Origin of the sequence: Streptomyces sp. ICN903, assembly GCF_022015835.1 — a bacterium.
Taxonomy (GTDB): Bacteria; Actinomycetota; Actinomycetes; order Streptomycetales; family Streptomycetaceae; genus Streptomyces; species Streptomyces fenghuangensis.
Genome location: NZ_JAKMAY010000083.1, coordinates 1 through 19,987, shown reverse-complemented (window position 1 = coordinate 19,987; position 19,987 = coordinate 1). Strand labels below are relative to the sequence as shown.

The following is a 19,987-nucleotide window of genomic DNA, read 5'->3' as shown; positions in this document are numbered from 1 at the left end:
CGTGCGGGGGTCGGGGCCGGTCCGGGGCGGACGTTCCGGACGGCATTATTTACGGCCGTTGCCGTGCACCGTCGGGTGGAGCGCCTATTGGCCGCAAATAACGCTTGAGTGTCCGGAACATCCGCCCCTACCCGTCCCCTCCCGCCGTCGCCCGGGTGCGGGTGGGCGGCCTCTGTCCGGTTCTCTTCCGCCGTCGCCGTCCGGCGGCCGGAGTCTGGCTGGGGCGGAACGGGCGGGATCCGGAGTCCTGTTGTTCTCCGGCGGCGGGCGCCCCGGTGGGGCGCCCGCCGTTGTGAGGGGGCGCCGTCAGCCGGTTTCGCGCCAGCGGTTGGTGATCGGCAGGCGGCGGTCCTTGCCGAAGCCCTTCGCGGAGATCTTGGTGCCCGGCGGGTACTGCCGCCGCTTGTACTCGGCGGTGTCCGTCATGCGCAGGACGCGGGTGACGGTCTCCTCGTCGAAGCCCTCGGCGATGATCTCCTCCCGGCCCCGGTCCAGGTCCACGTACAGCTCCAGGATCCGGTCCAGGACGTCGTAGTCGGGGAGGGAGTCGGTGTCCACCTGGTCCGGGCGCAGTTCCGCGCTCGGCGGCTTGGAGATGGAGTTCTCCGGGATCGGCGGGGTCTCGCCGCGCTCGGCGGCGGCCTTGTTGCGCCAGCGGGCGAGGCGGAAGACGGTCGTCTTGTAGACGTCCTTGATCGGGCCGTACGCGCCGACCGAGTCGCCGTAGAGGGTCGAGTAGCCGACGGCCAGTTCGGACTTGTTGCCCGGCGCGAGCACGATGTGGCCCTCCTGGTTGGACAGGCCCATCAGCAGGGTGCCGCGCAGCCGGGCCTGGAGGTTCTCCTCCGCCAGGCCGGTGAGGTGGAGCGAGTCCATGTAGGCGTCGAACATCGGGGCGATCGGCACGGTGCGGAAGTTGAGGCCGGTGCGGCGGGCCATCTCCGCCGCGTCGTCCCTGGAGTGCTCCGAGGAGTAGCGCGAGGGCATGGAGACGCCGTACACGTTCTCCGGGCCGATCGCGTCGCAGGCGATGGCGGCGGTGAGGGCGGAGTCGATGCCGCCGGAGAGCCCGATGAGCACCGAGCGGAAACCGTTCTTCAGGACGTAGGCACGCAGACCTGTGACGAGGGCGGTGTAGATCTCCTCGTCGTCGTCCATGCGGGGGGCCTCCGCGCCGGTGACCTGCGGCTCGTACGCGGGGAGGGGGGAGGCGGAGAGGGTGCGGTGCTCGATGCGCAGGCCGTCGGAGACGTTGCCGGAGGGGGGCTCGGGCGCGGCGGCGGGCAGGTCGAGGTCGAGGACGACGCAGCCCTCCTCGAACTGCGGGGCCCGCGCGATGACCTCGCCGTCGGCGGAGACGACGATCGAGTCGCCGTCGAAGACCAGGTCGTCCTGGGCGCCGACCATGGCCAGGTAGGCGGTGGTGCAGCCGGCCTCGCGGGCCCGGCGGCGCACCAGGTCAAGGCGGGTGTCGTCCTTGTTCCGCTCGTAGGGGGAGGCGTTGACGGACAGCAGCAGGCCCGCCCCGGCGGCGCGGGCGGCGGGCACCCGGCCGCCGTCCTGCCACAGGTCCTCGCAGATCGCCAGGGCCACGTCGACGCCGTGCACCCGGACCACGGGCAGGGTCTCGCCGGGAACGAAGTAGCGGAACTCGTCGAAGACCCCGTAGTTGGGAAGGTGGTGCTTGGCGTAGGTCAGCACGACCTCGCCCCCGTGGAGGACGGCCGCGGCGTTCCGGGGGGCGCCGGCGGGCTGGCCGTAGCGGGGCTGGGCCTCCTCCGCACGGTCGAGGTAGCCGACGACCACGGGGATTCTGCCCAGCCCTTCGTCGGCCAGGCGGGCGGCGAGGGCGGTGAGGGCGGAGCGGCTGGCCCGAACGAAGGACGGGCGCAGGGCCAGGTCCTCGACGGGGTAGCCGGTGAGCATCATCTCGGGGAACGCCACGAGGTGCGCCCCCTGCTCGGCCGAGTGCCGCGTCCAGCGGACGACCGCGTCCGCGTTCCCGGCGAGGTCACCGACGGTGGAGTCGATCTGGTTCAGGGCGAGTCGTAGCTGAGGCACACGGTCAGTCTAATCGTCGTACTGACGCGATCCCGGGAGGCCGGGGGATCGGCCGGGCTACCGCGTGTCGCACCCGTTCGGGTGAGGGTTCCGGTTCGGGGTGTGGTGGGGGGCTTCCGGCTTACGATGATGGCCTCGACCACCGGCCGTCAGGGGGAATGCCATGTCCGCCGCAGCAGTCGAGTACCCCTGCGACGACGCGCCGAACCTGCTGGAGGAAGCCGAGGAGCTCTCGCAGAGGCTCCCCGGCTACCGCGTCGAGATCATCGGGGGAGAGATCACCGTGGCACCACTCGCCGACGGGCACCAGATGCCCTGACCGACATCATGGTCCCGCTTCTGGCCGCGGGTCTGCATGGCAAGGAGAGCCGGGTGATCCAGGCCGTGGGCGTCTGGTTGCCGGACGGGCCCTTCGACTACGCCGTTCCCGATCTGGCCGTCGTGGACGCGGACTTCGACGAACACAGGGCCGAGCACAACTGCTACGACCCCGCGGTCTTCCGGATGGTGTTGGAGGTCACCTCCTCCAACTACGGCAACGACCTGAAGAAGAAGGCCACCGCCTATGCGATCGCCGGGATCCCCGTCTACGTCATCGCCGACCGCCGCAACCGGCGGGTGCATGTGCTGACCGAGCCGGAGTACGGGGAGTACCGCGTGCACGCGGTACATCCGCCGGGGGAGTCCTTCACGCTGCCGGAGTCGGTGGGCGCGCCGGTGACGCTGGAGGCGGACCGGGTGCTGGGGCTGGGGTAGCGGCTCCGGGAGGGTTGCCGCGCGGGGCTCGTACGGTCATTCTGGGAGCGCTCCCAGAAAGGAGGCCTCGGTGGGCGAGAGCAGGGGCGGGCCGTTCGTACGGCCGTACCGGGCGCAGGACCGGGAGGCGGTGTACGACGTGTGCGTGCGCACCGCCGACGCGGGCGGCGACGCGCGGGGGATCTACCGGGAGCCGGATCTGATGGGGGACCTCTTCGCCGGCCCGTACGTGTGGCTCGCGCCGTCCCTGGCCTTCGTACTGGACGACGGCGGGCGCGCGGTCGGGTACGCGATCGGCACCGCCGACACCGCCGCGTTCGCCGAGGCGTTCCGCCGCGAGTGGCTGCCGCGTGTGGCCGGCCGGTACCCGAGGGCGCGGCAGCCGGTCACACCGGACGAGCGGATGACCGAGCTGCTGTACACGCCCGAGCGGATGGTGCTGCCCGAACTCGCCGACCACCCGGCGCACCTCCACATCGACATCCTCCCCGCGTACCAGCGCGCGGGGCACGGGAGGGCGCTGATGCGCGCGCTGCTGGACGCCCTGCGCGGAGAGGGGGCGAAGCGCGTCCATCTGGGCATGCTGACGGTGAACACCGGCGCGCGGCGCTTCTACGACCGCCTCGGCTTCCACGAGCTGGCGGTGTCCGACCCCGGCCCGCTCACCTATCTGGGAAGGTCCACGGACACCGGGTCGGCGTAATGTGACGGTAACCCCTCACCGTGATACTGGTGTGCGGGCCGCTCCCTTCCCGAGCGGTACGGGGAAGGGCCGTCTGACCAGCGAGGATGGGTGACCATGGACAAGCAGCAGGAATTCGTGCTCAGGACGCTCGAGGAGCGCGACATCCGGTTCGTCCGGCTGTGGTTCACCGACGTGCTCGGCTTCCTGAAGTCCGTCGCCGTCGCGCCGGCGGAGCTGGAGCAGGCCTTCGACGAGGGCATGGGATTCGACGGGTCCGCGATCGAGGGCTTCGCCCGCGTCTACGAGTCCGACATGATCGCCAAGCCCGACCCGAGCACGTTCCAGATCCTGCCCTGGCGCGCCGAGGCCCCCGGCACCGCGCGGATGTTCTGCGACATCCTGATGCCGGACGGCTCCCCCTCCTACGCCGACCCCCGCTACGTCCTCAAGCGGGCCCTGAACAAGACCTCCGACCTGGGCTTCACCTTCTACACCCACCCCGAGATCGAGTTCTTCCTGCTCAAGGACAAGCCGGTGGACGGCACCCGGCCCACCCCGGCCGACTCCTCCGGCTACTTCGACCACACCCCGCAGCACGTCGGCCAGGACTTCCGCCGCCAGGCGATCACCATGCTGGAGTCGATGGGCATCTCGGTGGAGTTCTCCCACCACGAGGGCGCTCCGGGCCAGCAGGAGATCGACCTGCGGTACGCCGACGCCCTGTCGACGGCCGACAACATCATGACGTTCCGGCTGGTGATGAAGCAGGTCGCGCTGGAGCAGGGGGTGCAGGCGACCTTCATGCCCAAGCCGTTCTCGGAGTTCCCCGGCTCCGGGATGCACACCCACCTGTCGCTGTTCGAGGGCGACCGCAACGCCTTCCACGAGTCCGGCGCCGAGTACCAGCTCTCCAAGGTCGGCCGCTCCTTCATCGCCGGGCTGCTCAGGCACGCCGGGGAGATCTCCGCCGTCACCAACCAGTGGGTCAACTCCTACAAGCGCATCTGGGGCGGGGCCCAGCGCACCGCGGGCGCGGGCGGCGAGGCGCCCTCCTACATCTGCTGGGGGCACAACAACCGCTCCGCGCTGATCCGCGTGCCGATGTACAAGCCGGGCAAGATGGGCTCCACCCGCATCGAGGTGCGCTCCCTGGACTCCGGCGCCAACCCCTACCTGGCCTACGCGGTGCTGCTGGCGGCCGGGCTGAAGGGCATCGAGGAGGGCTACGAACTCCCGGCCGGGGCCGAGGACGACGTGTGGGCGCTGTCGGACGCCGAGCGCCGCGCGATGGGCATCGAGCCGCTGCCGCAGAACCTGGGCGAGGCGATCGCGCTGATGGAGCGCAGCGAACTGGTCGCCGAGACCCTGGGCGAGCACGTCTTCGACTTCTTCCTGCGCAACAAGAAGCAGGAGTGGGAGGAGTACCGCTCCGAGGTCACCGCGTTCGAGCTGCGCAAGTCCCTGCCGGTGCTGTAGGCGCAGGTCAGAGAGGGCTTCCGGCTACGGCAGTACTCAGGGCCAGCGGCTGTATGCCGCCGGCCCTGAGTCGCTTCACCCGTCCTGGGCCGTCTGTGGGCCGTCCGGCGGTGAAACGGCGCCCTCGTACAGGCTGTCCACGGCCCGCCTCGTACGCCCCTCGCTGCTCGGCATCAGGTGTGTGTACACCCGCAGCGTGAAGCCGGCGTCGGAGTGACCGAGGTACGTGCTCAGCGCCTTGATGTTCTCCCCGGCGTCCAGCAGCACCGACGCGTAGAAGTGCCGCAGCGCGTGCATGCCGTGTTCGCGTGCCGCTTCGTACCGCCTGCCTTCCTCGGGCTCCGGAAGGACCCCGGCCGCCGCAAGGGCGGGCTTCCACACCCGGGTGTTGAAGTCGGTCCGGCGGACCGCTCCGCCGCCGGCCAGGGAGAAGAACAGCCGCTTCGTCACCGGCGGACCGTCCGGCCGCAGCCACGGAAGCGTGATCTCGGACGGCGGGTGCACGTCCTGGTGCCGCTTCAAGGCGTGCCCTACGTGCTCGGGCAGCGGTACGTCACGTTCCTTGCCGCGTTTTGGCGGGCCGAAGACGAGGTGGCCGTTGACCACCTTCACCTGACAGGCGACGCGTAGCCATCCGGTGTCGAACCCCACTTCGTCCACCGGGAGTCCGAAGATTTCCCCCTGCCGCAGACCGCAGCCTGCCCCGACGTCGACCATCGCGCGGTAGCGCTCAGGCAGAGCGGCCCGGACGGCGAACACCTGCTCAGCGGTCCAGGGCTGTACGCGAGGAGGAGACGGCCGAGGGGCCCGTACCGTGCGGGCACGGCACGGGTTCTTCGTGAGGTGGCCGTCGTCCACGGCCGCGCTCAGGACGGCTGAGACGCTGTTGAAGATGACGCGCCGGTACGAGGAGACCGGGAGTGCGCGCTCCAGGATGCTCAGCCAGTCGCGGATGTGGGAGGGCTGGAAAGAGCCCAGCGGCCGGGATCCGAGGTAGGGAAAGGCGTGTCGGCGGAGCTGCACTTCGACCGCCGTGCGCGTCGTCATGTCGGTGGTCTGCGCCGTGAGCCACTTCTCGGCGTACTGCCGGAAGGTGGTCCGGCCGGCGGCCGGGTCGATGTAGTGCCCGCGGGACATGTCGGCCTCGATGTGGGCAAGCCACTGCTCGGCAAGGCGCTTCTGCCGGTCGGGGAAGCTCTTGCTCTTCTCGGTGCCGTCGGGGCCGACGTAGCGGGCGCGGTAGCGCATGCCGGTGCCGTAGCGGTCTGTTCTGACACGCCGGGGTTTGCCGTCGGGGCCGGACTCGGTTTTGTACCAGCGGTCTTGGATGTGACCTGCCATGCGGTGTGCGTGGTCCCTTCATGGGAGCTCCGCGGGGCGGGACCGGTGAGGGTCCCGCCCCGCGGCGATGTGCTCGGTTGTGGGTGCTCAGGCGGCCGTGTCGGTGGCCATGCGCTCGGCGGCCCAGTGGCGGACGGCGGCGGGGTCGTAGCGCAGGTGCTTGCCGACCCGGAATCCGGGCGGGCCGGTGCGCTTCTTGCGCCAGGCGTAGACGGTCTCCAGGGGGACGCCGAACAACCTGGCGATGTCGTCGGGAGTCAGGTAGCGGTCCGGGAGTCCGGCCCGCAGCGCGGTGGTGGCGGATGCCATGCGGTGGTCTCTCCTTCGTGGCGCCGGGAAGGGAGAGCGGCCCTCTCCCCGTAGGTCCGCTACATCCGCTACATCCGCTACAGCCCAGGTCAGGGGCCCGTTCTCTGTAGCGGATGCGCGGGATGTAGCGGATAGGTGCCGCTACGCGGAGCGGGCGGTGGTAGCGGAAGCCGGGGTGATGTAGCGGATGCCGGTTGCCTCATCCGCTACATCCGCACCGTCTGTGAGCTGCGGTGTAGCGGATGTAGCGGCTGTAGCGGACTTTGGAGGGGGCGGGGGGCAGTAGCGGGTCCAGGCGTCGGCCAGGTCCTCGGCGTAGTAGCCCCTGGGGACTCCGGACGCGGTGCGGATGGGGCGCGGCTTGATGGGCTTGTTGTCCCCGGTGACGTACTCGCCGAGCATCCGCGACAGGCCGCGAGAGGTGAGGGGCTTGCCGCCCAGGTCGCCCCAGGGGGCGTCCTCGATGGCGTTGAGGCATTCGAGGATGACGGCGGTGGGCATCCGGTCGGCCCCTTGGAAGACGTGGTCGCGCAGGTCGGTCAGCAGCCGGATACCCAGGGATGCCTTGTCGTCCTCGGCGGCGGCGTTGACCAGTTCCAGGCAGGCTGCGCGGGCCCGCTGCGGCCAGGTTCCGCCGGCGGCGTCGGCGACGGTGAGCAGGGGCTCCCAGACGTCGGCGGGCCGGTCGGTGATGCCCTCGGGCATGGTCGGCCACTTGTCTTCCACGGCCGGGCGGACCTGTTCCGCCCAGGCGGCGAGCCGGTCGCGCAGCGCGTGGCCTTCCTTCTCGTGGATGCGCTGCCGGAACGGCTCCACGCGCTCGTTGGGGGCGCGCCGTCGCATGCGGATGATGACCGAGCGGGTCAGGATCGTGTCCGGCAGCGAGCCGAGGCCGGCCACGGCCACCGCGCAGTAGGACGGGAAGGCCTGCACGGACTGGTTGGCGCCGTCGCCCACGCAGCGGTAGGTCACCCCGGAGCGGCGGTGCCCGGCGTTGAGGAACCCGCGCAGCTCCTCGTTGTCCCCGGCCTTGGGGCCGAAGACGGTGTCGATCTCGTCGAAGAGGATGGTGGGCCGCCCGTCCATGCCGGACACGGCCCGGAACAGGGCGGCGGCCGAGGCGTTGACGGCCACCATCGGCTGCGGCACCAGGGTTTCCACGATCTCCAGCGCCCGCGACTTACCGGAGCCGGGTTCGGGGGAGAGGAAGGCGATGCGCGGGGTGGAGTCGAAGGCGTCCAGCAGGTGCGCGTGGGCGTCCCACAGGGTGACGGCCACGTAGGCGGCCTCGGTGGGGAAGGCGTTGAAGCGCCGGTGGAAGCGCTCGACGTCGTCCAGCAGCTCGGCCCCGTCGATGGCCGGAGCGGGTGTGACGTTGCCGGTCATGCGGCGGTGGTCCTTTCGGTGGTGCGGTGGTGGCCGAACTGCGGGCCAGGGCGAAGGACAGAAGAGGACGGCCTGCGGCCGACGTTTCCCGGGGCGCCCTCGGCCGCCGTGAGCGCGGCCGGTTCGGCGGCCTGCGGGCCGGGGGCGGTGGCGGATGTGCTCTTCAGCAGGGAGCGGGCGGGGGCGTTCATGCCGTCCTCCGCTGCTGGTTGTGAGCGATGGACCAGTTGAGCGCGCTGCGCAGGGTGGAGCGGCACTGGGCCGGCGGCAGTCCGGTCGACTCCCCCGCCTGCTGAAGAGCGTTCTCCACCACATGCCGGGGGAGGTCGCCCCACGCGATGAACCGGCCCAGAGCGCGCGCGGCCCGGAAGAGAGCGGCCTCGCGCCCGCCCTTCTGGGCCGTCGCGACGGTCGCGGTCTCGTTCCGCAGCGCTGCCTCGGCGTAGCGGCCGGACAGAGCCGTTACCGCCACGGAGACCGGCCCTGCGGGCTTTGGAGCGGGGCGCAGGGCGTCCAGCAGCCAGCCGGGCAGCGGAGCCACCGGAGCGGCGTCCACCACCTCGTAGGTGCCCGTGTCGGTGACGCTGCCGGGGGCGACGACGTAACCGCCCCAGGCGCGGGTGTCGACCAGCGGGGCAAGAGTGCCCGCGGTGTTGTGCAGTCGGACGCCGGGCGGGGCGGTGAAGTACAGGTGTTCACCACCGCTCGCGGTCCGGGTGCGGTAGGTGGCGGGGATGGGCTGCCCGGCGCGCTCGCAGAGCGCCTGAAAGGTCGCCGCGCCGCCAGGCGCGTCCGCCCTGTCCTTGGGGGTGTCGAGGTCGACGACGACCAGGCCGGACGGGCCAGTGGCGATGCCGACGTTGAACGGGCCCGCGGACCAGGCGGCGTGGATGCGGTCGGGGTCGGTGGTGGCCCGCTGCTCCCACTTGCGGTGTCCGGCCGCGCACTCCCCGGTCCGAGGGCACCGGGCCTGGCCGTGCAGGGCCGGCCGCTTGCCACCAGGGCGTAGGGGGAAGACGTGCCAGCCGCGCTCGGCGGCGGCCAGGGCGGCGGACAGCAGGGCGTCCGCTCGCCGTTCGGGGACGGGTTGGGTCATGCTGGAGACCTCCTGAGTCTCTTGGTTGGAGCTGGGAGAACCGGGGCGGTCGCGCATCTTTGGCGAGAGCAGGCGACCGCCCCGGAGTTTTGGGTGGCTCAGCGGCGGCCGTTGTGGGCGGTGCGGCGCAGCGCGGTCCAGGCGCGGTGGCCCAGCCGGGTCTTCCCGGCCGGGGTGAACGGCTGGGCGGCGCACAACGTGGCGTAGGCGATGAGCCAGAGCAGGATGGCGGAGCTAGCGGCGAGCATCGGGGTCTCGACTCCTTGTGTGGGCGGGGTTCGGTGGGTGCGGGCCGGTGGGCTGCTAGGGGCTAGTTAGCTGGTCAGCGGCGGTTTGGGGCGCTAGCGGGGGTGCTAGACCTAGCGGCGCGGGGTGCTAGGTCTAGCGGCGGTGCGCGGCCTGCTTGCCGTCACGGGCGGCGACGGCTGCGGCGATGTCGGTGCGCTTCACGCCGCGCCGGTTCTTGCCCTGTCCGTCGTCGTCGGTGCCCCACACCTGTCCGGTGGCGACCCCGTGGGGCTTGAGGGCGGCGGTGACCTGGGGGCCGGTCCAGCCGTCGTAGACGTCGGGCCGCAGCTCGGCCAGCCGGGCGGCGATGCGCTCGTTCCACACCGCGTCTTCGCCCGGTTCGATGACGGCCAGGACGTCGGCGAGGATGTCGAACTTGGGCCCGGTCTGGTCGGGTTCCTCGCCGATGGCGTGGCCGGTGATGTTGCCGTACTCCTCGCGCATCTTCCGGGCCCGTTCCACGATCCGCTCGGCGGCGGGGGCGTCGACGAACGCGCTGGAGACGATGCGGGGTTCGTCGCCCTCGCCGGCCATCCAGCAGATGCCGCGGTCGGAGCGGCTGAACATGGTGGCCCGGTAGCCGGCCTTGTACATCGAGGTGCCCAGCACCATGTCGTTGGCGGGCTGGCCCATCACCTTCAGGCAGAACCGCAGCACCGCGTTCGCGCTGATGCCGGTGGGCAGGGACTTGGCGTCCGGGCGCTGGGTGCCGAACATCGCCACGATGCCGAGTGCCGGGCCGCGCTTGACGAGGTCGGTGCAGATGGATTCGATCTCGGCCCCGTGCTCGTCGTGCTCGAAGGCGACTTGGCATTCGTCCAGGCCGACGACGATGGGGTGCAGCCGGTACCGCTGGTCGCTGGCGAGCGCGGACGTCACCTTGGACTCGGGGCACACCTTCCGCGGCAGGCCCTTGATGACCTTCGCGCGGCGGCGCAGCTCGTCTTTGAGCTCGCGCAGCGCGGCGAGGACGTAGGCGATGTCGTCGTCCTCCTCGCCGGCGCGGTAGCGGTGGCAGACCGGCTCCAGCGGGCCGAAGTCGCCGGTGCCCTTGAACTCGAAGGCGTGGAGCTCGGCGCGCGGGTCGAGGGCGGCGATGAGCAGCAGCAGCCGCATCAGGAACGTCTTGCCCATCCGGGGGATGGAGCCGACCACCACCGACGCGAACATCAGCGTGACGGTCACCTCCCGCATGCGCTGGTCATTGCCGAACACCACCGGCCGGAACAGGTCGACGGTGCCGGTCTTGGCCAGCGGCCAGGCGGGTTTGGCGGTCTCGTTCATGGGCTTGTCGCCGACCCACAGCACCAGGCGCCCGTCGTGCTCTTCCGGATCGGGGGAGGGCCATACGCAGCCGACCTTGCGCCGCAGGCCCGAGGCGAGAGGCTTGCGGGCCTCCATGATGTCCTCCGGGGTGACGCCGTAGGGCAGGTCGAGGTCGGCGCGGTAGCCGGGCCCGTCGCGGACGATGGGGGCGGTGAACCGCAGCCCGTTCATGTCTCCGCCCCGCTTGATCGCGGCACTGATCTTGGGGTTGCCGATGGCGTCCAGGCCGCGCAGCACGATGTCGGAGGTGAGTTTCTGCACCTCGGTGCGGAGCACGGCCGGGCCGATCACCGGGGCGTCCTTCGGCTGGCCGACCCACCCGAGGGCGAGGACGGCGGCCGAGGCGGCCGCGTACAACCACCCGGGAGCCAGCACGTACAGGGCGCAGGCGAAAGCGGTGCCGAACACCGTGGCGGTGGCGGCGACCAGGCCGCGCAGCCGCACCCGGTCGCTACGCAGCTTGGCGAGGCGGGCGTACTCGTCGAAGTCCTCGCCGCGCACCGCGGCCGCGCGCAGCGGCGCGGCCTCCTTGTCCCACACCCACCGGCCCGTGGCGGCGATGAACCGGGCGGCGCCGCGCGGGGCCATGGCGGCGAGCTGCGCGCCGTACCAGGGCAGCCGGATGCCGTGGTAGGCCGCGGCGTATCCGGCCCGGCCGCCGGCGTGACGGGCGGCGGTCAGGAACTCGGGCTTGCTGCGCAGCCAGGCGGGGACGATGGGGCGGCGCCGCTCGCTGCTCACCTCCGGGTAGGGCAGGCCGGGGTCGTCGACTGGCACCGGCCGCCGCTCGTCGGCCTCCTGGCCGTCGTCGACCGGCCCAGGCTCCGGCGGCGGTGAGGTCTTGCTGGTGATGGGGATGACCGTGGCGTCGGTCATGCTGGATATCTCCTGTCTTCCGATCGGGGGACGGAGGCCCGGGGCGGCTGACGGTGCTGGCAGGCTCAGGCAGCCGCCCCGGGGGTTCATCGGCGTAGCGCGCGTTCACAGCGGCGCAGCCGCTTCTCCGCCTCCTTACGGGCGTCCTTGGCGGCCTGCCGGTCGACCCGGTCCGCGGCCTTCTCGGCCGCGCGGGCGGTGGCCAGGTCGTTCTTCGCGTCCTCGAGCTGCCGCAGTAGCGCGGCCAGCTCGCGGGCGGCCCGGTCGGCGGCCGCGGCGTCGATGGCGTCCAGCTGCCGCTGGATGCGCGGGTCGACGGCGTCGGCGAACGCCTGCCGCGTGCCGCGGGCCACCAGGGCGGCCCGCCGCCGGCGCTCGGCCGGGGTGTAGATGCGGGTGGGAGTGCTCATCGCGGCTTCCTTCCTGCTCAGTCAGTTGCGGCGGAGGGTGTCCCACTGCTGGGCGAGCCGATCGGCGGCCTGCTCGGCCTCCTCCCGGGTGGCGTGCAGGGAGACAATGTGGCCGCCGGTCATGCCGGACCGCAGGCCGACGGCGGGCTGTCCGGTCTCGGGGTCGGTGGTGGCCTCGGTGGTGTAGGCGGAGCGGGCGGAGGTGGTGCGGCGGAACAGGCCCATAGCGGGCTCCTCTCGGTGGTTGGGGTGGCCGGGCCCGGTGCGGGCCCGGCCGGTCAGGGGTGGATGGTCAGCGGCCGCGGGTCCAGGACCACAGGCTGAGCACCTGGTCGGTGACGTCGGTGACGCGGCCGGACTCCAGCTCGGCGGCGCGGGCCTCCATCGCGTCGGCCTGTCGCTCGGCGCGGTCGCGGGCGGCCGACGACTTGCCCTGGCTGCGCTCCCGCAGCTCCTTCGCGGCGGTGCGGTTCTGCTCGGCCTGCCTCTTCATGCGGGACATGTGAGTTCCTCTCGGGTCGGTGGGCCGGGGCTGTCCCGGCTCCCCGCCCCCGCCCGCCGTGGTGGCCGGGCGAGGACAGGCAGCCGGTCAGCCGCGGCGCTCCTCCCGCTCGGCCCGGATGTCCTGCCACACCGACCGCAGCACCAGCAGGCACACGGTCAGCGCGACCGCGGAGACGGCGACCGCGACGGCCGAGACGGCGACGGCCAGCAGGAAGACCGACCCGCCGACCCCGGCGGCCACCCACTTCCCCGCGCTGGACGGGCGCGGCGCCGGCACCGGGTGCGCGTGCTGGCACGGGGCCTGCTGCCGGGCCTGTGCGGCCTGGACGGCGGCCAGCAGCAACGCGTACTGCTCCGACTGCTGGGCAGCCTGGACCGCGTCGGCGGCGGCTTTCTCGATCTCGTGGCTCATGACCGCTCCTCTCCGAGCACCTCGCGGCGCAGCTCGGTCGCCTCCCGGCGGGAGAGGGACAGGGCGTCTTGCAGGGCCTTGATGGTCACCGGGCGGCGCGTCGACCTGACCGCTTCCCGGTGCAGCTTCCGGGCCCGCTTGCGCAGCTCGGTGGGGGTGAGCACGACCCGCTCGGTGACCACCTCCCGGGGTGCCTCGGCGGGCACGGCGGCGGTCACCTTGGCGGTCGCCTCGGGCCGGTCGACCTGCTCCCACAGCAGCGGCGGCGCGGGCAGTTCGGCGACGGTCGGCATGACCGGCTCGGGCCACTCGGTGTCGGCCCGCGAGATGGTCACCTCCGGTGCGTCGGTGGTCACCTCGGCGGTCATCTCGGGACGGGCCACGGTGGTGCCGAACATGCCCGCCAGGGCGGCGTCGGCGCCGCCGGTCAGCCGCTCGCGCTGGACGGCCACCAGCCGGGAGCCGAGCTCGAGGTCCCCGACGCCCACCCGGCGGGCGAGTTTCCAGGCGGCCTTCTCGGCCTTGCCGCGGACCTTGTCGTCCGGATGCCCGTCGGCCACCGCCCGGTGGTAGGCGAGCTGCTGGACGGCCTCGGCGTTGCGCCGCATCGCCTCCGCGTCGGTGCCGGTGCGGTAGACCACGATCCGCCGGGCCAGGAAGCCCAGCCCCTCGGCGGCCACGCACATGCCCATCGGCGAGACGCCGTAGATGACGGCCTCGGTGCCGTTGTCGGCGACCGCCAGGCCGACGGCGGAGGCGACCAGCGGGGTCAGCCACAGGCCGATGCGGACCGGGGCCGGGGAGGCCTGGCCGAGCAGGGTGACGCCGACCATGACCAGGGCGAGCACCAGTGTGGCGCCCTCCCCGGCGGCGACCATGCCTGCGGCGGTCGCTCCCCGGCCGAACTCGGCCTTGATGTTGGCGTAGGTGCCGTATCCGCCGACCACTCCGGTGGCCAGCATCAGGGCCCCGGCGATGCCGAGGACGGTCTTCTGCTCACGCGAGAGGGCGTTCATCGGCCCTCACCGCCCGCGTGCCGGTAGCCGGTCGGCGGGTGCTCGGCCAGCCGCTCGCGCAGGTACTCGGCCTCCCACGCGATATCCATCAGCGGCCGGTCGTGCAGGACGTTCTGCAGCGTGATCGAGGCGTGCAGAACGCGCTGTTCGAGGACCTCGCGGTACCGCTCGGAGTCGCCGATGGTGGCCGGGTACGGCAGGTCGACGGCCTCCAGCACGGCGGCCAGCAGCTCCCGCACTGAGGCGGAAATCTCGGAGGTGTTCACGCGCCCACCTCCAGGAGGCCGGAGCCGCGGTTGGCCAGGGCCCGGCGGGCGGCCAGCACCCGGCGGCGGGCCCGGCGCAGGCGGCGGGCGTCCAGCTCGGTCACCGGCCGGTCCAGCGTGGCGATGTGCGCGTCCAGCAGCTCGACCTCCGCGGCGATGAGCGGCATCTCGTGCTCGATCGCGTCCAGCTCGGCGGCCGACGGCTCCTGGCCGGCCGGATCGGCGGTAACAACCGCCTGTAGTGCAGCGATGTGCTTCATGGGTCGGGATTCCTCTCGCAAGCGGATACGGCCCCATAGGCGGCCCCGGTGTTGCAGCACCGGGGCCGCGGGCCGTTCAGTGGAAAAGGCAGGGGCGTTGAGCGGCCGGTCAGCGGCCGCCGCGCGCCCGGGCGTCGTCCTGGCTGCGCTTGTTCGCCTCGGCGTTCTTACGGGACAGCTCGTCCCGCTCCGCGTCTGTCAGACTCATCACCACAGGGACCTCCCAATCAGGTGCCTGTCAGGCGCCGCCCGGAGTTGCAGCTCCGGGCGGCGCGTCTTTTGGAGTCGGCGGATTCCGGCTCCCCACGCCCCGCCCGTACAGCCCAAAGGGGCCGGACGGGCGGAGGAGGCAACCGGCCGCGACGCACTGAGGCGTTGCGGAAGAGGTTGCGGTTGTTGCAGAAGGTCTCCTTCGGGAGCGTGCTCCCGTTTCAGGCGTATGGAGACGCGACCTTTCGGTCTCAGCCCTCCGGTTGCCAAGGGGTCCGGGTCCCTCACCTCCGAGTGGTCCGGAGGCACTGAGAAGGCACACGCATGCTCTGAGCAGCCCAAGAGAGGCTGCCAGGGACGTGCGAATCTCCCTAGGGATATTTATAGGCAACATCCCTAGGGAGGTCAACCGGTATGGAGCCGGACAGCAAAAAGGGAGCCCGCCTGAAGCGGGCTCCCTTGGTGGTTGTGGACGGTCTTAGCTGCTCAGGTGGTACTCCATGACGTAGACGCCTGCGTCCAGCAGCATCTTGTTCACCTCGATGGCACGGTCGTCCTCGGTGAACGCGGTGCGCCAGATCTCCACTACCGGCGTCCCCTCCGCGAGGTGCAGCCGCTCGGCCTCGGCCTGGCTGGGCATGCGAGCCCGTAGCTCCTCGGTGAAGCGGACGGGCTTCAATCCCAGCTCTGCCAGGCGTGCATAGGTACCGCCGGGCCCGGTGTCGGGCTGGGCGATCGCGGTGTCGCGCACCAGCTCGGCCGGCAGGTAGGAGGTGGCGGCCTGGACCGGCTCGCCCTCCACCACGAACACGCGATCGCGGATCACAACCGGGTCGTCTTCGGCCAAGTTCAGTACGCGCGCCACATGGTCGGGTGCGGTCGTCTCGTAGACCTTCAGATCGGTGACCGACAGGGGCCGCTCACCCAGGTCCGCGGCCCAGATGGACCGTCCGGACTCCCAGCCCTCCTGGGCGAGGCGGCGGTTGGCGACCCGCCGGATCGGCCGGAACTCCCGCACGTACGTCCCACTGCCCCGCCTGCGGACGGCCAGCCCTTCGGTGACCAGCAGTGTCAGTGCCCGGCGGGCGGTCTCCTTGGCCACGCCGTACTCGCGTACTAGGGCCGGCTCACCAGGAAGCCGGGCACCGGGAGCCAGCTCGCCCGACTGGATGCGCTCCCGCAGCTCATCGGCGATCTGCCTGGCGCTCTCTGCCATCAACGGCCCTCACTTCCCTAGGGTGCTCCCCTTCCACCTTGGCACAGAAGTTCCAGAACCGTTTCGCGTGGGGCGTCGTCCAGTGAGCTGCATGAGTGCAAGCATGTGATGAGGCAGAGCCCGACGACACAGGCTCCAGCTCGATACCACAGCCGAAGTGAGTAACGACCTTCTCTCCGGGATCAAGGCGGCCTGCTCCGCTCGCCGCGCGGGCTCGGCTCCCCGGCCGGGCCTGCGCACCTGTCTCCGCCACGCTCCGCACTGGTGCCTGTCAGCCGTGCACTAACAGCAAGCAGCGGAGTTGCTGTCGAAGCTGGTCAGCGGCTGATGCAGGGTAGGCTTTTTGGCTTTACGTAGCCGCTTTGGGTGAGCCTCAAAGATTGGGGCCCAACTCGGACACTTGAGGGCAGGCTATGAGCCATTCTGATTCGCGGCCAGCGTGCGAACCCCCGATCTCTTGCCCCAAAACAGTTCCACTTCAAAGCCGCTCCGCCGACTACGGTTGTGCTACCGCGTGCGACCCGGATTATTTCCAGGGGAAGCAATGGATTCCAGCTTCTGCAGCGCATTCCCGCCGAATACGATGGCTGCCGAAACCACAACGGAAGCGCCGATAGCTACTGGTTCCAGTCCATCCGAAAGGCCAAAAAGCTTCAGGAGGGCAATCGAAGCTCCTGACATCAGCAGAGCCAGAAGAGCGCCTAGTGCGAGACGGAGTGGCTCCCGCTCCTTAATGTTCACGCCGTCGAGTTGGTCCGCGTCCAGGAGCTCCCCGTGGCGTCGGTCGGCACATCTTTCGGCAATCTTTAGGAGTATATCTCCGACTTCTCTTAGCTCCTGATCGGTTACTTCCTCAAATCTGGCTTCGAACCCCTCTAGAAGTACTGAAACTTGCTGCACGTGCCTCTTTACCATCCTCTTCCTAGCTCGCCTACCGCCTCCTCTGCGAGCCTCAAGCCGCGGCAAGTAACGAAGCATCTTTCTAGCTCGGCGCAGCTTTTCGGCTGCCTCGTGAAGGCGCAGCACGCGCCGCTCACCCGAACTTCCAAGGGCCCTTGCGCATGCGGAAATAGCCGAAGCGTAGGATTTCACAACCCCAGAGTGCCGATTGAGGAGCAGGGTTTTTCGGCCCGGTATCCTAAAGCCTGGATATCCTAAGGCGACTCGGCAGCTAAGAATGGTGGGTCCGAATGCGGCCAGAGAGTAGTAAGTCAGGAGGAATGTCAGGGCTAGCGCCAATTTGATCAGACTCTCAACAAGGAGGCCTGGGTCACCCGCTTCAGATAAAATACTCCTCACGAAATCGCGAACACGGCTAAAGGAGTGCGATATAGAGCCTGGTCTGTCGTCCAGGATCAAGACAATCGGCATTGGCCACCAGATTCCGCCCACCATTCCACACACAAAACTCACGGTTGATGTAGTGCGCGCGGATCGATCGTATATCCGCAAGGAAAGGCGCACCCGTCGTGGAACCGTTCTTCCCGGAGAGATTTGAGAAACGCTTTCTGTCAGCTCAGCGATCTCTTCGCTGGCGGCCTTTCGGCGTTGCCTCGCGAGCTGAGCCTGGATCCGATCCAACATACTGTGATTGTTTCACCTCAGCCCGTTTCCTGCATGCTGTTTGGCCAAGTTCGATAGCTGTGCCTGAGTTGTATGGGGTGGCTGGCTGTGAGGAGGCCCGGCGGGGGTGACAGTCGTAGGCGCCCGTGCCGACATCACAGCTTGATCACATGGAGCCGCGAAGGTCTTGCTGCTCGAACTTGTAAGGCGGCAGTCAGTTGGTCTGTGTGTGTCGGTTGGGCCGTCTGTGGGCCGTCAAGGGACGGCCCGGGGTAGCCGACAACGACCAACGACGACCGTACGATGGCTGGTCGTAGCGGCTCGTGTGGGGCCTCGCGCAGAACCGTAGGGTGGCTCACAAGTTCCTGCGCAACAAGAAGCAGGAGTGGGAGGAGTACCGCTCCGAGGTCACCGCGTTCGAGCTGCGCAAGTCCCTGCCGGTGCTGTAGCGGGACGGCGGGGTCGGTACGCGGGGCGGTACGGCGGCAGCGGCGAGAGGCAAGGCCACAGTGGTGCAGGGCGGTCGGCGGGACAGCCGGTTCGGACGGTTCGTACGGCGCGGGTTCACCGATCCGGGGGCGGCCGTCCGCCTGCTGGACTCGCCCGCCCTGGCCCGGGTGCGCGACGACGCGGTGCTCCTCGACGCGCTCGGCGCCACCGCCGACCCCGACCAGGCGCTGCTGTCCTTCGTCCGTCTGGTGGAGGCCCAGCCGGACGAGGCCGGGCGGCAGACGCTGCTGGGCACCGTGCTGGCCGCCAAGCCGCTGCGCGACCGGCTGCTGGGCGTGCTGGGCGCCTCCGAGGCGCTCGGCGACCACCTCGCCGGCCACCCGGACGACTGGCAGGCCCTCCACTCCTACGAGACGGCCGATCTCCACCCGGGCGTCGAGGAGTTCGAGGCCGCCCTCGCCGGCGCGGACGACCCCGACGAGCTGCGCGTCGCCTACCGCCGCGCCCTGCTCACCATCGCCGCCCGCGACGTCCGCGGCACCACGACGGTCGACGAGACCGCCGCCGAGCTCGCCGACCTGGCCACCGCCACCCTGCGCGCCGCCCTGGCGATGGCCGGGCGCGAGGAGCCGGGGGACGCGCGGGCGTGCCGGCTGGCCGTGATCGGGATGGGCAAGTGCGGCGGACGCGAGCTCAACTACGTCTCGGACGTGGACGTCGTCTTCGTCGCCGAGCCCGCCGGGGGAGCGGCGGGGGACGGCGACGGGGAGAGCGAGGCGCTGCGCGCCGCGACCCGGCTCGCCGCGCGCATGATGCGGATCTGCTCCGACACCACCGCCGAGGGCACCATCTGGCCGGTGGACGCCAACCTGCGGCCCGAGGGGCGCAACGGCCCGCTGGTGCGCACCCTGTCCAGCCACCTGGCGTACTACCGGCGCTGGGCCAAGACCTGGGAGTTCCAGGCCCTGCTCAAGGCCCGCCCGGTGGCCGGCGACCCGGCACTGGGCCGTGAGTACATCGAGGCCCTGGCCCCGATGGTGTGGCAGGCCGCCGAGCGGGAGAACTTCGTCACCGACGTGCAGCAGATGCGCCGCCGCGTGGTCGCGGGCATCCCCGCCGCGCAGCTCGACCGCGAACTCAAGCTCGGCCCCGGGGGCCTGCGCGACGTGGAGTTCGCCGTCCAGCTCCTCCAGCTCGTCCACGGGCGCAGCGACACCGCCCTGCGCAGCCCCACCACGCTGGCCGCGCTCGACGACCTCGCGGCGGGCGGGTACGTGGGCCGCCAGGACGCCGCCGCGCTCGGCGACGCGTACCGCTTCCTGCGCGTCCTGGAGCACCGCATCCAGCTGCAGAAGCTGCGCCGCACCCATCTGATGCCCAGGGACGAGACCGAACTGCGCCGCCTGGGCCGCAGCCTGGGCTTCCGCCAGGACCCGGTGGCCGAGCTGACCCGCGCCTGGAAGCGGCACGCGGCCGTGGTGCGGCGGCTGCACGAGAAGATCTTCTACCGGCCGCTGCTGGACGCCGTCGCCCAGCTCGCGCCCGGCGAGGTCCGGCTGTCGGCAGGCGCCGCCCGGCAGCGCCTGGAGGCGCTGGGCTACGCGGACCCGGCCGCCGCCCTGCGCCACCTGGAGGCGCTGACCTCCGGGGTCAGCCGCAAGGCCGCCATCCAGCGCACCCTGCTGCCGGTGCTGCTGGGCTGGTTCGCCGACTCCGCCGACCCCGACGCCGGACTGCTGGGCTTCCGCAAGGTCTCCGACGCGCTCGGCCAGACGCCCTGGTACCTGCGGCTGCTGCGGGACGAGGGGGCCGCCGCGGAGAACCTGGCCCGGGTACTGTCGGCCGGGCGGCTCGCCCCCGACCTGCTGCTGCGCGCTCCCGAGGCCGTCGCCCTGCTCGGCGACCCCGGCGGGCTGCGGCCGCGCGGCCGGGAGGCGCTGACCCAGGAGGCGCTGGCTGCCGTCGGCCGGGCCGACGGGCCCGAGCAGGCCGTCACCGCCGTGCGCGGGGTGCGGCGGCGTGAGCTGTTCCGTACCGCCGCCGCCGATGTCATCGGCGCGTACAAGGCGGGGGGCGGGGG

General features: G+C 71.1%; 20 protein-coding genes and 2 pseudogenes. 5 read left to right on the top strand and 17 right to left on the bottom strand.

Translation table 11 applies throughout. The features are described from left to right. Nucleotides 1–306 precede the first annotated feature (306 nt). Complete coding sequence (locus L7D48_RS11390) at nt 307–2,061, bottom strand: NAD+ synthase (protein WP_237878966.1); 1,755 nt, start codon at nt 2,059–2,061, stop codon at nt 307–309. Between the two features lie 163 nt (nt 2,062–2,224). Between L7D48_RS11390 and L7D48_RS11385 the strand changes: the two are divergent. The 3 genes and pseudogenes from L7D48_RS11385 to glnA all read left to right on the top strand — a co-directional run bounded on the left by L7D48_RS11385 (nt 2,225) and on the right by glnA (nt 4,978). Continuing rightward, nucleotides 2,225–2,817: pseudogene (locus L7D48_RS11385) on the top strand (Uma2 family endonuclease). A gap of 70 nt (nt 2,818–2,887) precedes the next feature. Next, complete coding sequence (locus tag L7D48_RS11380) at nt 2,888–3,520, top strand: GNAT family N-acetyltransferase (RefSeq protein ID WP_237878964.1); 633 nt, start codon at nt 2,888–2,890, stop codon at nt 3,518–3,520. 96 nt (nt 3,521–3,616) lie between these two features. Then, nucleotides 3,617–4,978, top strand: a complete 1,362-nt coding sequence (gene glnA / locus L7D48_RS11375; RefSeq protein ID WP_093852419.1) for a type I glutamate--ammonia ligase — start codon at nt 3,617–3,619, stop codon at nt 4,976–4,978. 75 nt (nt 4,979–5,053) lie between these two features. Here glnA and L7D48_RS11370 read toward each other — a convergent pair whose 3' ends face one another. From L7D48_RS11370 to L7D48_RS11295, 16 genes are all read right to left on the bottom strand, one after another. Continuing rightward, nucleotides 5,054–6,319 carry a site-specific integrase gene (locus tag L7D48_RS11370; protein ID WP_237878962.1) on the bottom strand — a complete coding sequence of 422 codons (1,266 nt, stop codon included), beginning with the start codon at nt 6,317–6,319 and terminating at the stop codon, nt 5,054–5,056. 87 nt (nt 6,320–6,406) lie between these two features. After that, complete coding sequence (locus tag L7D48_RS11365) at nt 6,407–6,628, bottom strand: helix-turn-helix domain-containing protein (RefSeq protein WP_237878960.1); 222 nt, start codon at nt 6,626–6,628, stop codon at nt 6,407–6,409. Between the two features lie 141 nt (nt 6,629–6,769). Next, entirely contained in the window at nt 6,770–8,014 is a 1,245-nt protein-coding gene (locus L7D48_RS11360) for a DUF3631 domain-containing protein (RefSeq protein ID WP_237878958.1), read from the bottom strand. Beyond that, nucleotides 8,011–8,205 carry a hypothetical protein gene (locus L7D48_RS11355; protein ID WP_237878955.1) on the bottom strand — a complete coding sequence of 65 codons (195 nt, stop codon included), beginning with the start codon at nt 8,203–8,205 and terminating at the stop codon, nt 8,011–8,013. The genes L7D48_RS11360 and L7D48_RS11355 overlap by 4 nt, the downstream gene beginning before the upstream one ends. Continuing rightward, nucleotides 8,202–9,110 (bottom strand): bifunctional DNA primase/polymerase, encoded by a 909-nt coding sequence (locus L7D48_RS11350; protein ID WP_237878953.1) that lies wholly within the window; start codon nt 9,108–9,110, stop codon nt 8,202–8,204. The genes L7D48_RS11355 and L7D48_RS11350 overlap by 4 nt, the downstream gene beginning before the upstream one ends. Nucleotides 9,111–9,208: 98 nt before the next feature. Then, nucleotides 9,209–9,358 (bottom strand): hypothetical protein, encoded by a 150-nt coding sequence (locus L7D48_RS11345; RefSeq protein WP_237878951.1) that lies wholly within the window; start codon nt 9,356–9,358, stop codon nt 9,209–9,211. Nucleotides 9,359–9,491: 133 nt separating this feature from the next. Beyond that, nucleotides 9,492–11,600 carry a cell division protein FtsK gene (locus L7D48_RS11340; RefSeq protein ID WP_237878949.1) on the bottom strand — a complete coding sequence of 703 codons (2,109 nt, stop codon included), beginning with the start codon at nt 11,598–11,600 and terminating at the stop codon, nt 9,492–9,494. Nucleotides 11,601–11,686: 86 nt separating this feature from the next. Continuing rightward, nucleotides 11,687–12,010, bottom strand: a complete 324-nt coding sequence (locus L7D48_RS11335) for a hypothetical protein (protein WP_237878947.1) — start codon at nt 12,008–12,010, stop codon at nt 11,687–11,689. Nucleotides 12,011–12,031: 21 nt separating this feature from the next. Next, on the bottom strand, nt 12,032–12,235 hold the full coding sequence (locus L7D48_RS11330) for a hypothetical protein (protein ID WP_237878945.1): 204 nt from the start codon (nt 12,233–12,235) through the stop codon (nt 12,032–12,034). Between the two features lie 67 nt (nt 12,236–12,302). Beyond that, the gene (locus L7D48_RS11325) at nt 12,303–12,512 is read right to left on the bottom strand and encodes a hypothetical protein (RefSeq protein ID WP_237878943.1); all 210 of its coding nucleotides are present in this window, start codon (nt 12,510–12,512) and stop codon (nt 12,303–12,305) included. 87 nt (nt 12,513–12,599) lie between these two features. Continuing rightward, on the bottom strand, nt 12,600–12,926 hold the full coding sequence (locus L7D48_RS11320; RefSeq protein ID WP_237878942.1) for a hypothetical protein: 327 nt from the start codon (nt 12,924–12,926) through the stop codon (nt 12,600–12,602). Next, nucleotides 12,923–13,942, bottom strand: a complete 1,020-nt coding sequence (locus L7D48_RS11315) for a conjugal transfer protein (protein WP_237878940.1) — start codon at nt 13,940–13,942, stop codon at nt 12,923–12,925. The genes L7D48_RS11320 and L7D48_RS11315 overlap by 4 nt, the downstream gene beginning before the upstream one ends. Beyond that, nucleotides 13,939–14,208 carry a hypothetical protein gene (locus tag L7D48_RS11310; RefSeq protein WP_237878938.1) on the bottom strand — a complete coding sequence of 90 codons (270 nt, stop codon included), beginning with the start codon at nt 14,206–14,208 and terminating at the stop codon, nt 13,939–13,941. Before L7D48_RS11310 ends, L7D48_RS11315 begins: the two co-directional genes overlap by 4 nt. Continuing rightward, nucleotides 14,205–14,468, bottom strand: coding sequence for a DUF6284 family protein (locus tag L7D48_RS11305; protein WP_237878936.1), 264 nt, complete (start codon nt 14,466–14,468; stop codon nt 14,205–14,207). Before L7D48_RS11305 ends, L7D48_RS11310 begins: the two co-directional genes overlap by 4 nt. A 688-nt stretch (nt 14,469–15,156) precedes the next feature. Next, nucleotides 15,157–15,894 (bottom strand): GntR family transcriptional regulator, encoded by a 738-nt coding sequence (locus L7D48_RS11300; protein ID WP_237878934.1) that lies wholly within the window; start codon nt 15,892–15,894, stop codon nt 15,157–15,159. Between the two features lie 507 nt (nt 15,895–16,401). Next, complete coding sequence (locus L7D48_RS11295; protein WP_237878932.1) at nt 16,402–16,809, bottom strand: hypothetical protein; 408 nt, start codon at nt 16,807–16,809, stop codon at nt 16,402–16,404. 1,010 nt (nt 16,810–17,819) lie between these two features. On the opposite strand from L7D48_RS11295, the pseudogene L7D48_RS11290 reads away from it, so the two are divergent. Further along, nucleotides 17,820–17,906: pseudogene (locus tag L7D48_RS11290) on the top strand (glutamine synthetase); the annotation flags it as partial. A 60-nt stretch (nt 17,907–17,966) separates the two neighbouring features. Next, nucleotides 17,967–19,987, top strand: a 2,021-nt coding sequence (locus L7D48_RS11285) for a bifunctional [glutamine synthetase] adenylyltransferase/[glutamine synthetase]-adenylyl-L-tyrosine phosphorylase (protein ID WP_237878931.1), incomplete at its 3' end; no start/stop codon positions are given.

Coding starts and splice junctions, on each gene's coding strand:
- glnA (WP_093852419.1), top strand. CDS start 3,617: ATGGACAAGCAGCAGGAATTCGTGCTCAGGACGCTCGAGGAGCGCGAC.
- L7D48_RS11370 (WP_237878962.1), bottom strand. CDS start 6,319: ATGGCAGGTCACATCCAAGACCGCTGGTACAAAACCGAGTCCGGCCCC.
- L7D48_RS11305 (WP_237878936.1), bottom strand. CDS start 14,468: ATGAAGCACATCGCTGCACTACAGGCGGTTGTTACCGCCGATCCGGCC.
- L7D48_RS11365 (WP_237878960.1), bottom strand. CDS start 6,628: ATGGCATCCGCCACCACCGCGCTGCGGGCCGGACTCCCGGACCGCTAC.
- L7D48_RS11300 (WP_237878934.1), bottom strand. CDS start 15,894: ATGGCAGAGAGCGCCAGGCAGATCGCCGATGAGCTGCGGGAGCGCATC.
- L7D48_RS11295 (WP_237878932.1), bottom strand. CDS start 16,809: ATGGTAAAGAGGCACGTGCAGCAAGTTTCAGTACTTCTAGAGGGGTTC.
- L7D48_RS11315 (WP_237878940.1), bottom strand. CDS start 13,942: ATGAACGCCCTCTCGCGTGAGCAGAAGACCGTCCTCGGCATCGCCGGG.
- L7D48_RS11360 (WP_237878958.1), bottom strand. CDS start 8,014: ATGACCGGCAACGTCACACCCGCTCCGGCCATCGACGGGGCCGAGCTG.
- L7D48_RS11340 (WP_237878949.1), bottom strand. CDS start 11,600: ATGACCGACGCCACGGTCATCCCCATCACCAGCAAGACCTCACCGCCG.
- L7D48_RS11355 (WP_237878955.1), bottom strand. CDS start 8,205: ATGAACGCCCCCGCCCGCTCCCTGCTGAAGAGCACATCCGCCACCGCC.
- L7D48_RS11350 (WP_237878953.1), bottom strand. CDS start 9,110: ATGACCCAACCCGTCCCCGAACGGCGAGCGGACGCCCTGCTGTCCGCC.
- L7D48_RS11325 (WP_237878943.1), bottom strand. CDS start 12,512: ATGTCCCGCATGAAGAGGCAGGCCGAGCAGAACCGCACCGCCGCGAAG.
- L7D48_RS11345 (WP_237878951.1), bottom strand. CDS start 9,358: ATGCTCGCCGCTAGCTCCGCCATCCTGCTCTGGCTCATCGCCTACGCC.
- L7D48_RS11320 (WP_237878942.1), bottom strand. CDS start 12,926: ATGAGCCACGAGATCGAGAAAGCCGCCGCCGACGCGGTCCAGGCTGCC.
- L7D48_RS11330 (WP_237878945.1), bottom strand. CDS start 12,235: ATGGGCCTGTTCCGCCGCACCACCTCCGCCCGCTCCGCCTACACCACC.
- L7D48_RS11335 (WP_237878947.1), bottom strand. CDS start 12,010: ATGAGCACTCCCACCCGCATCTACACCCCGGCCGAGCGCCGGCGGCGG.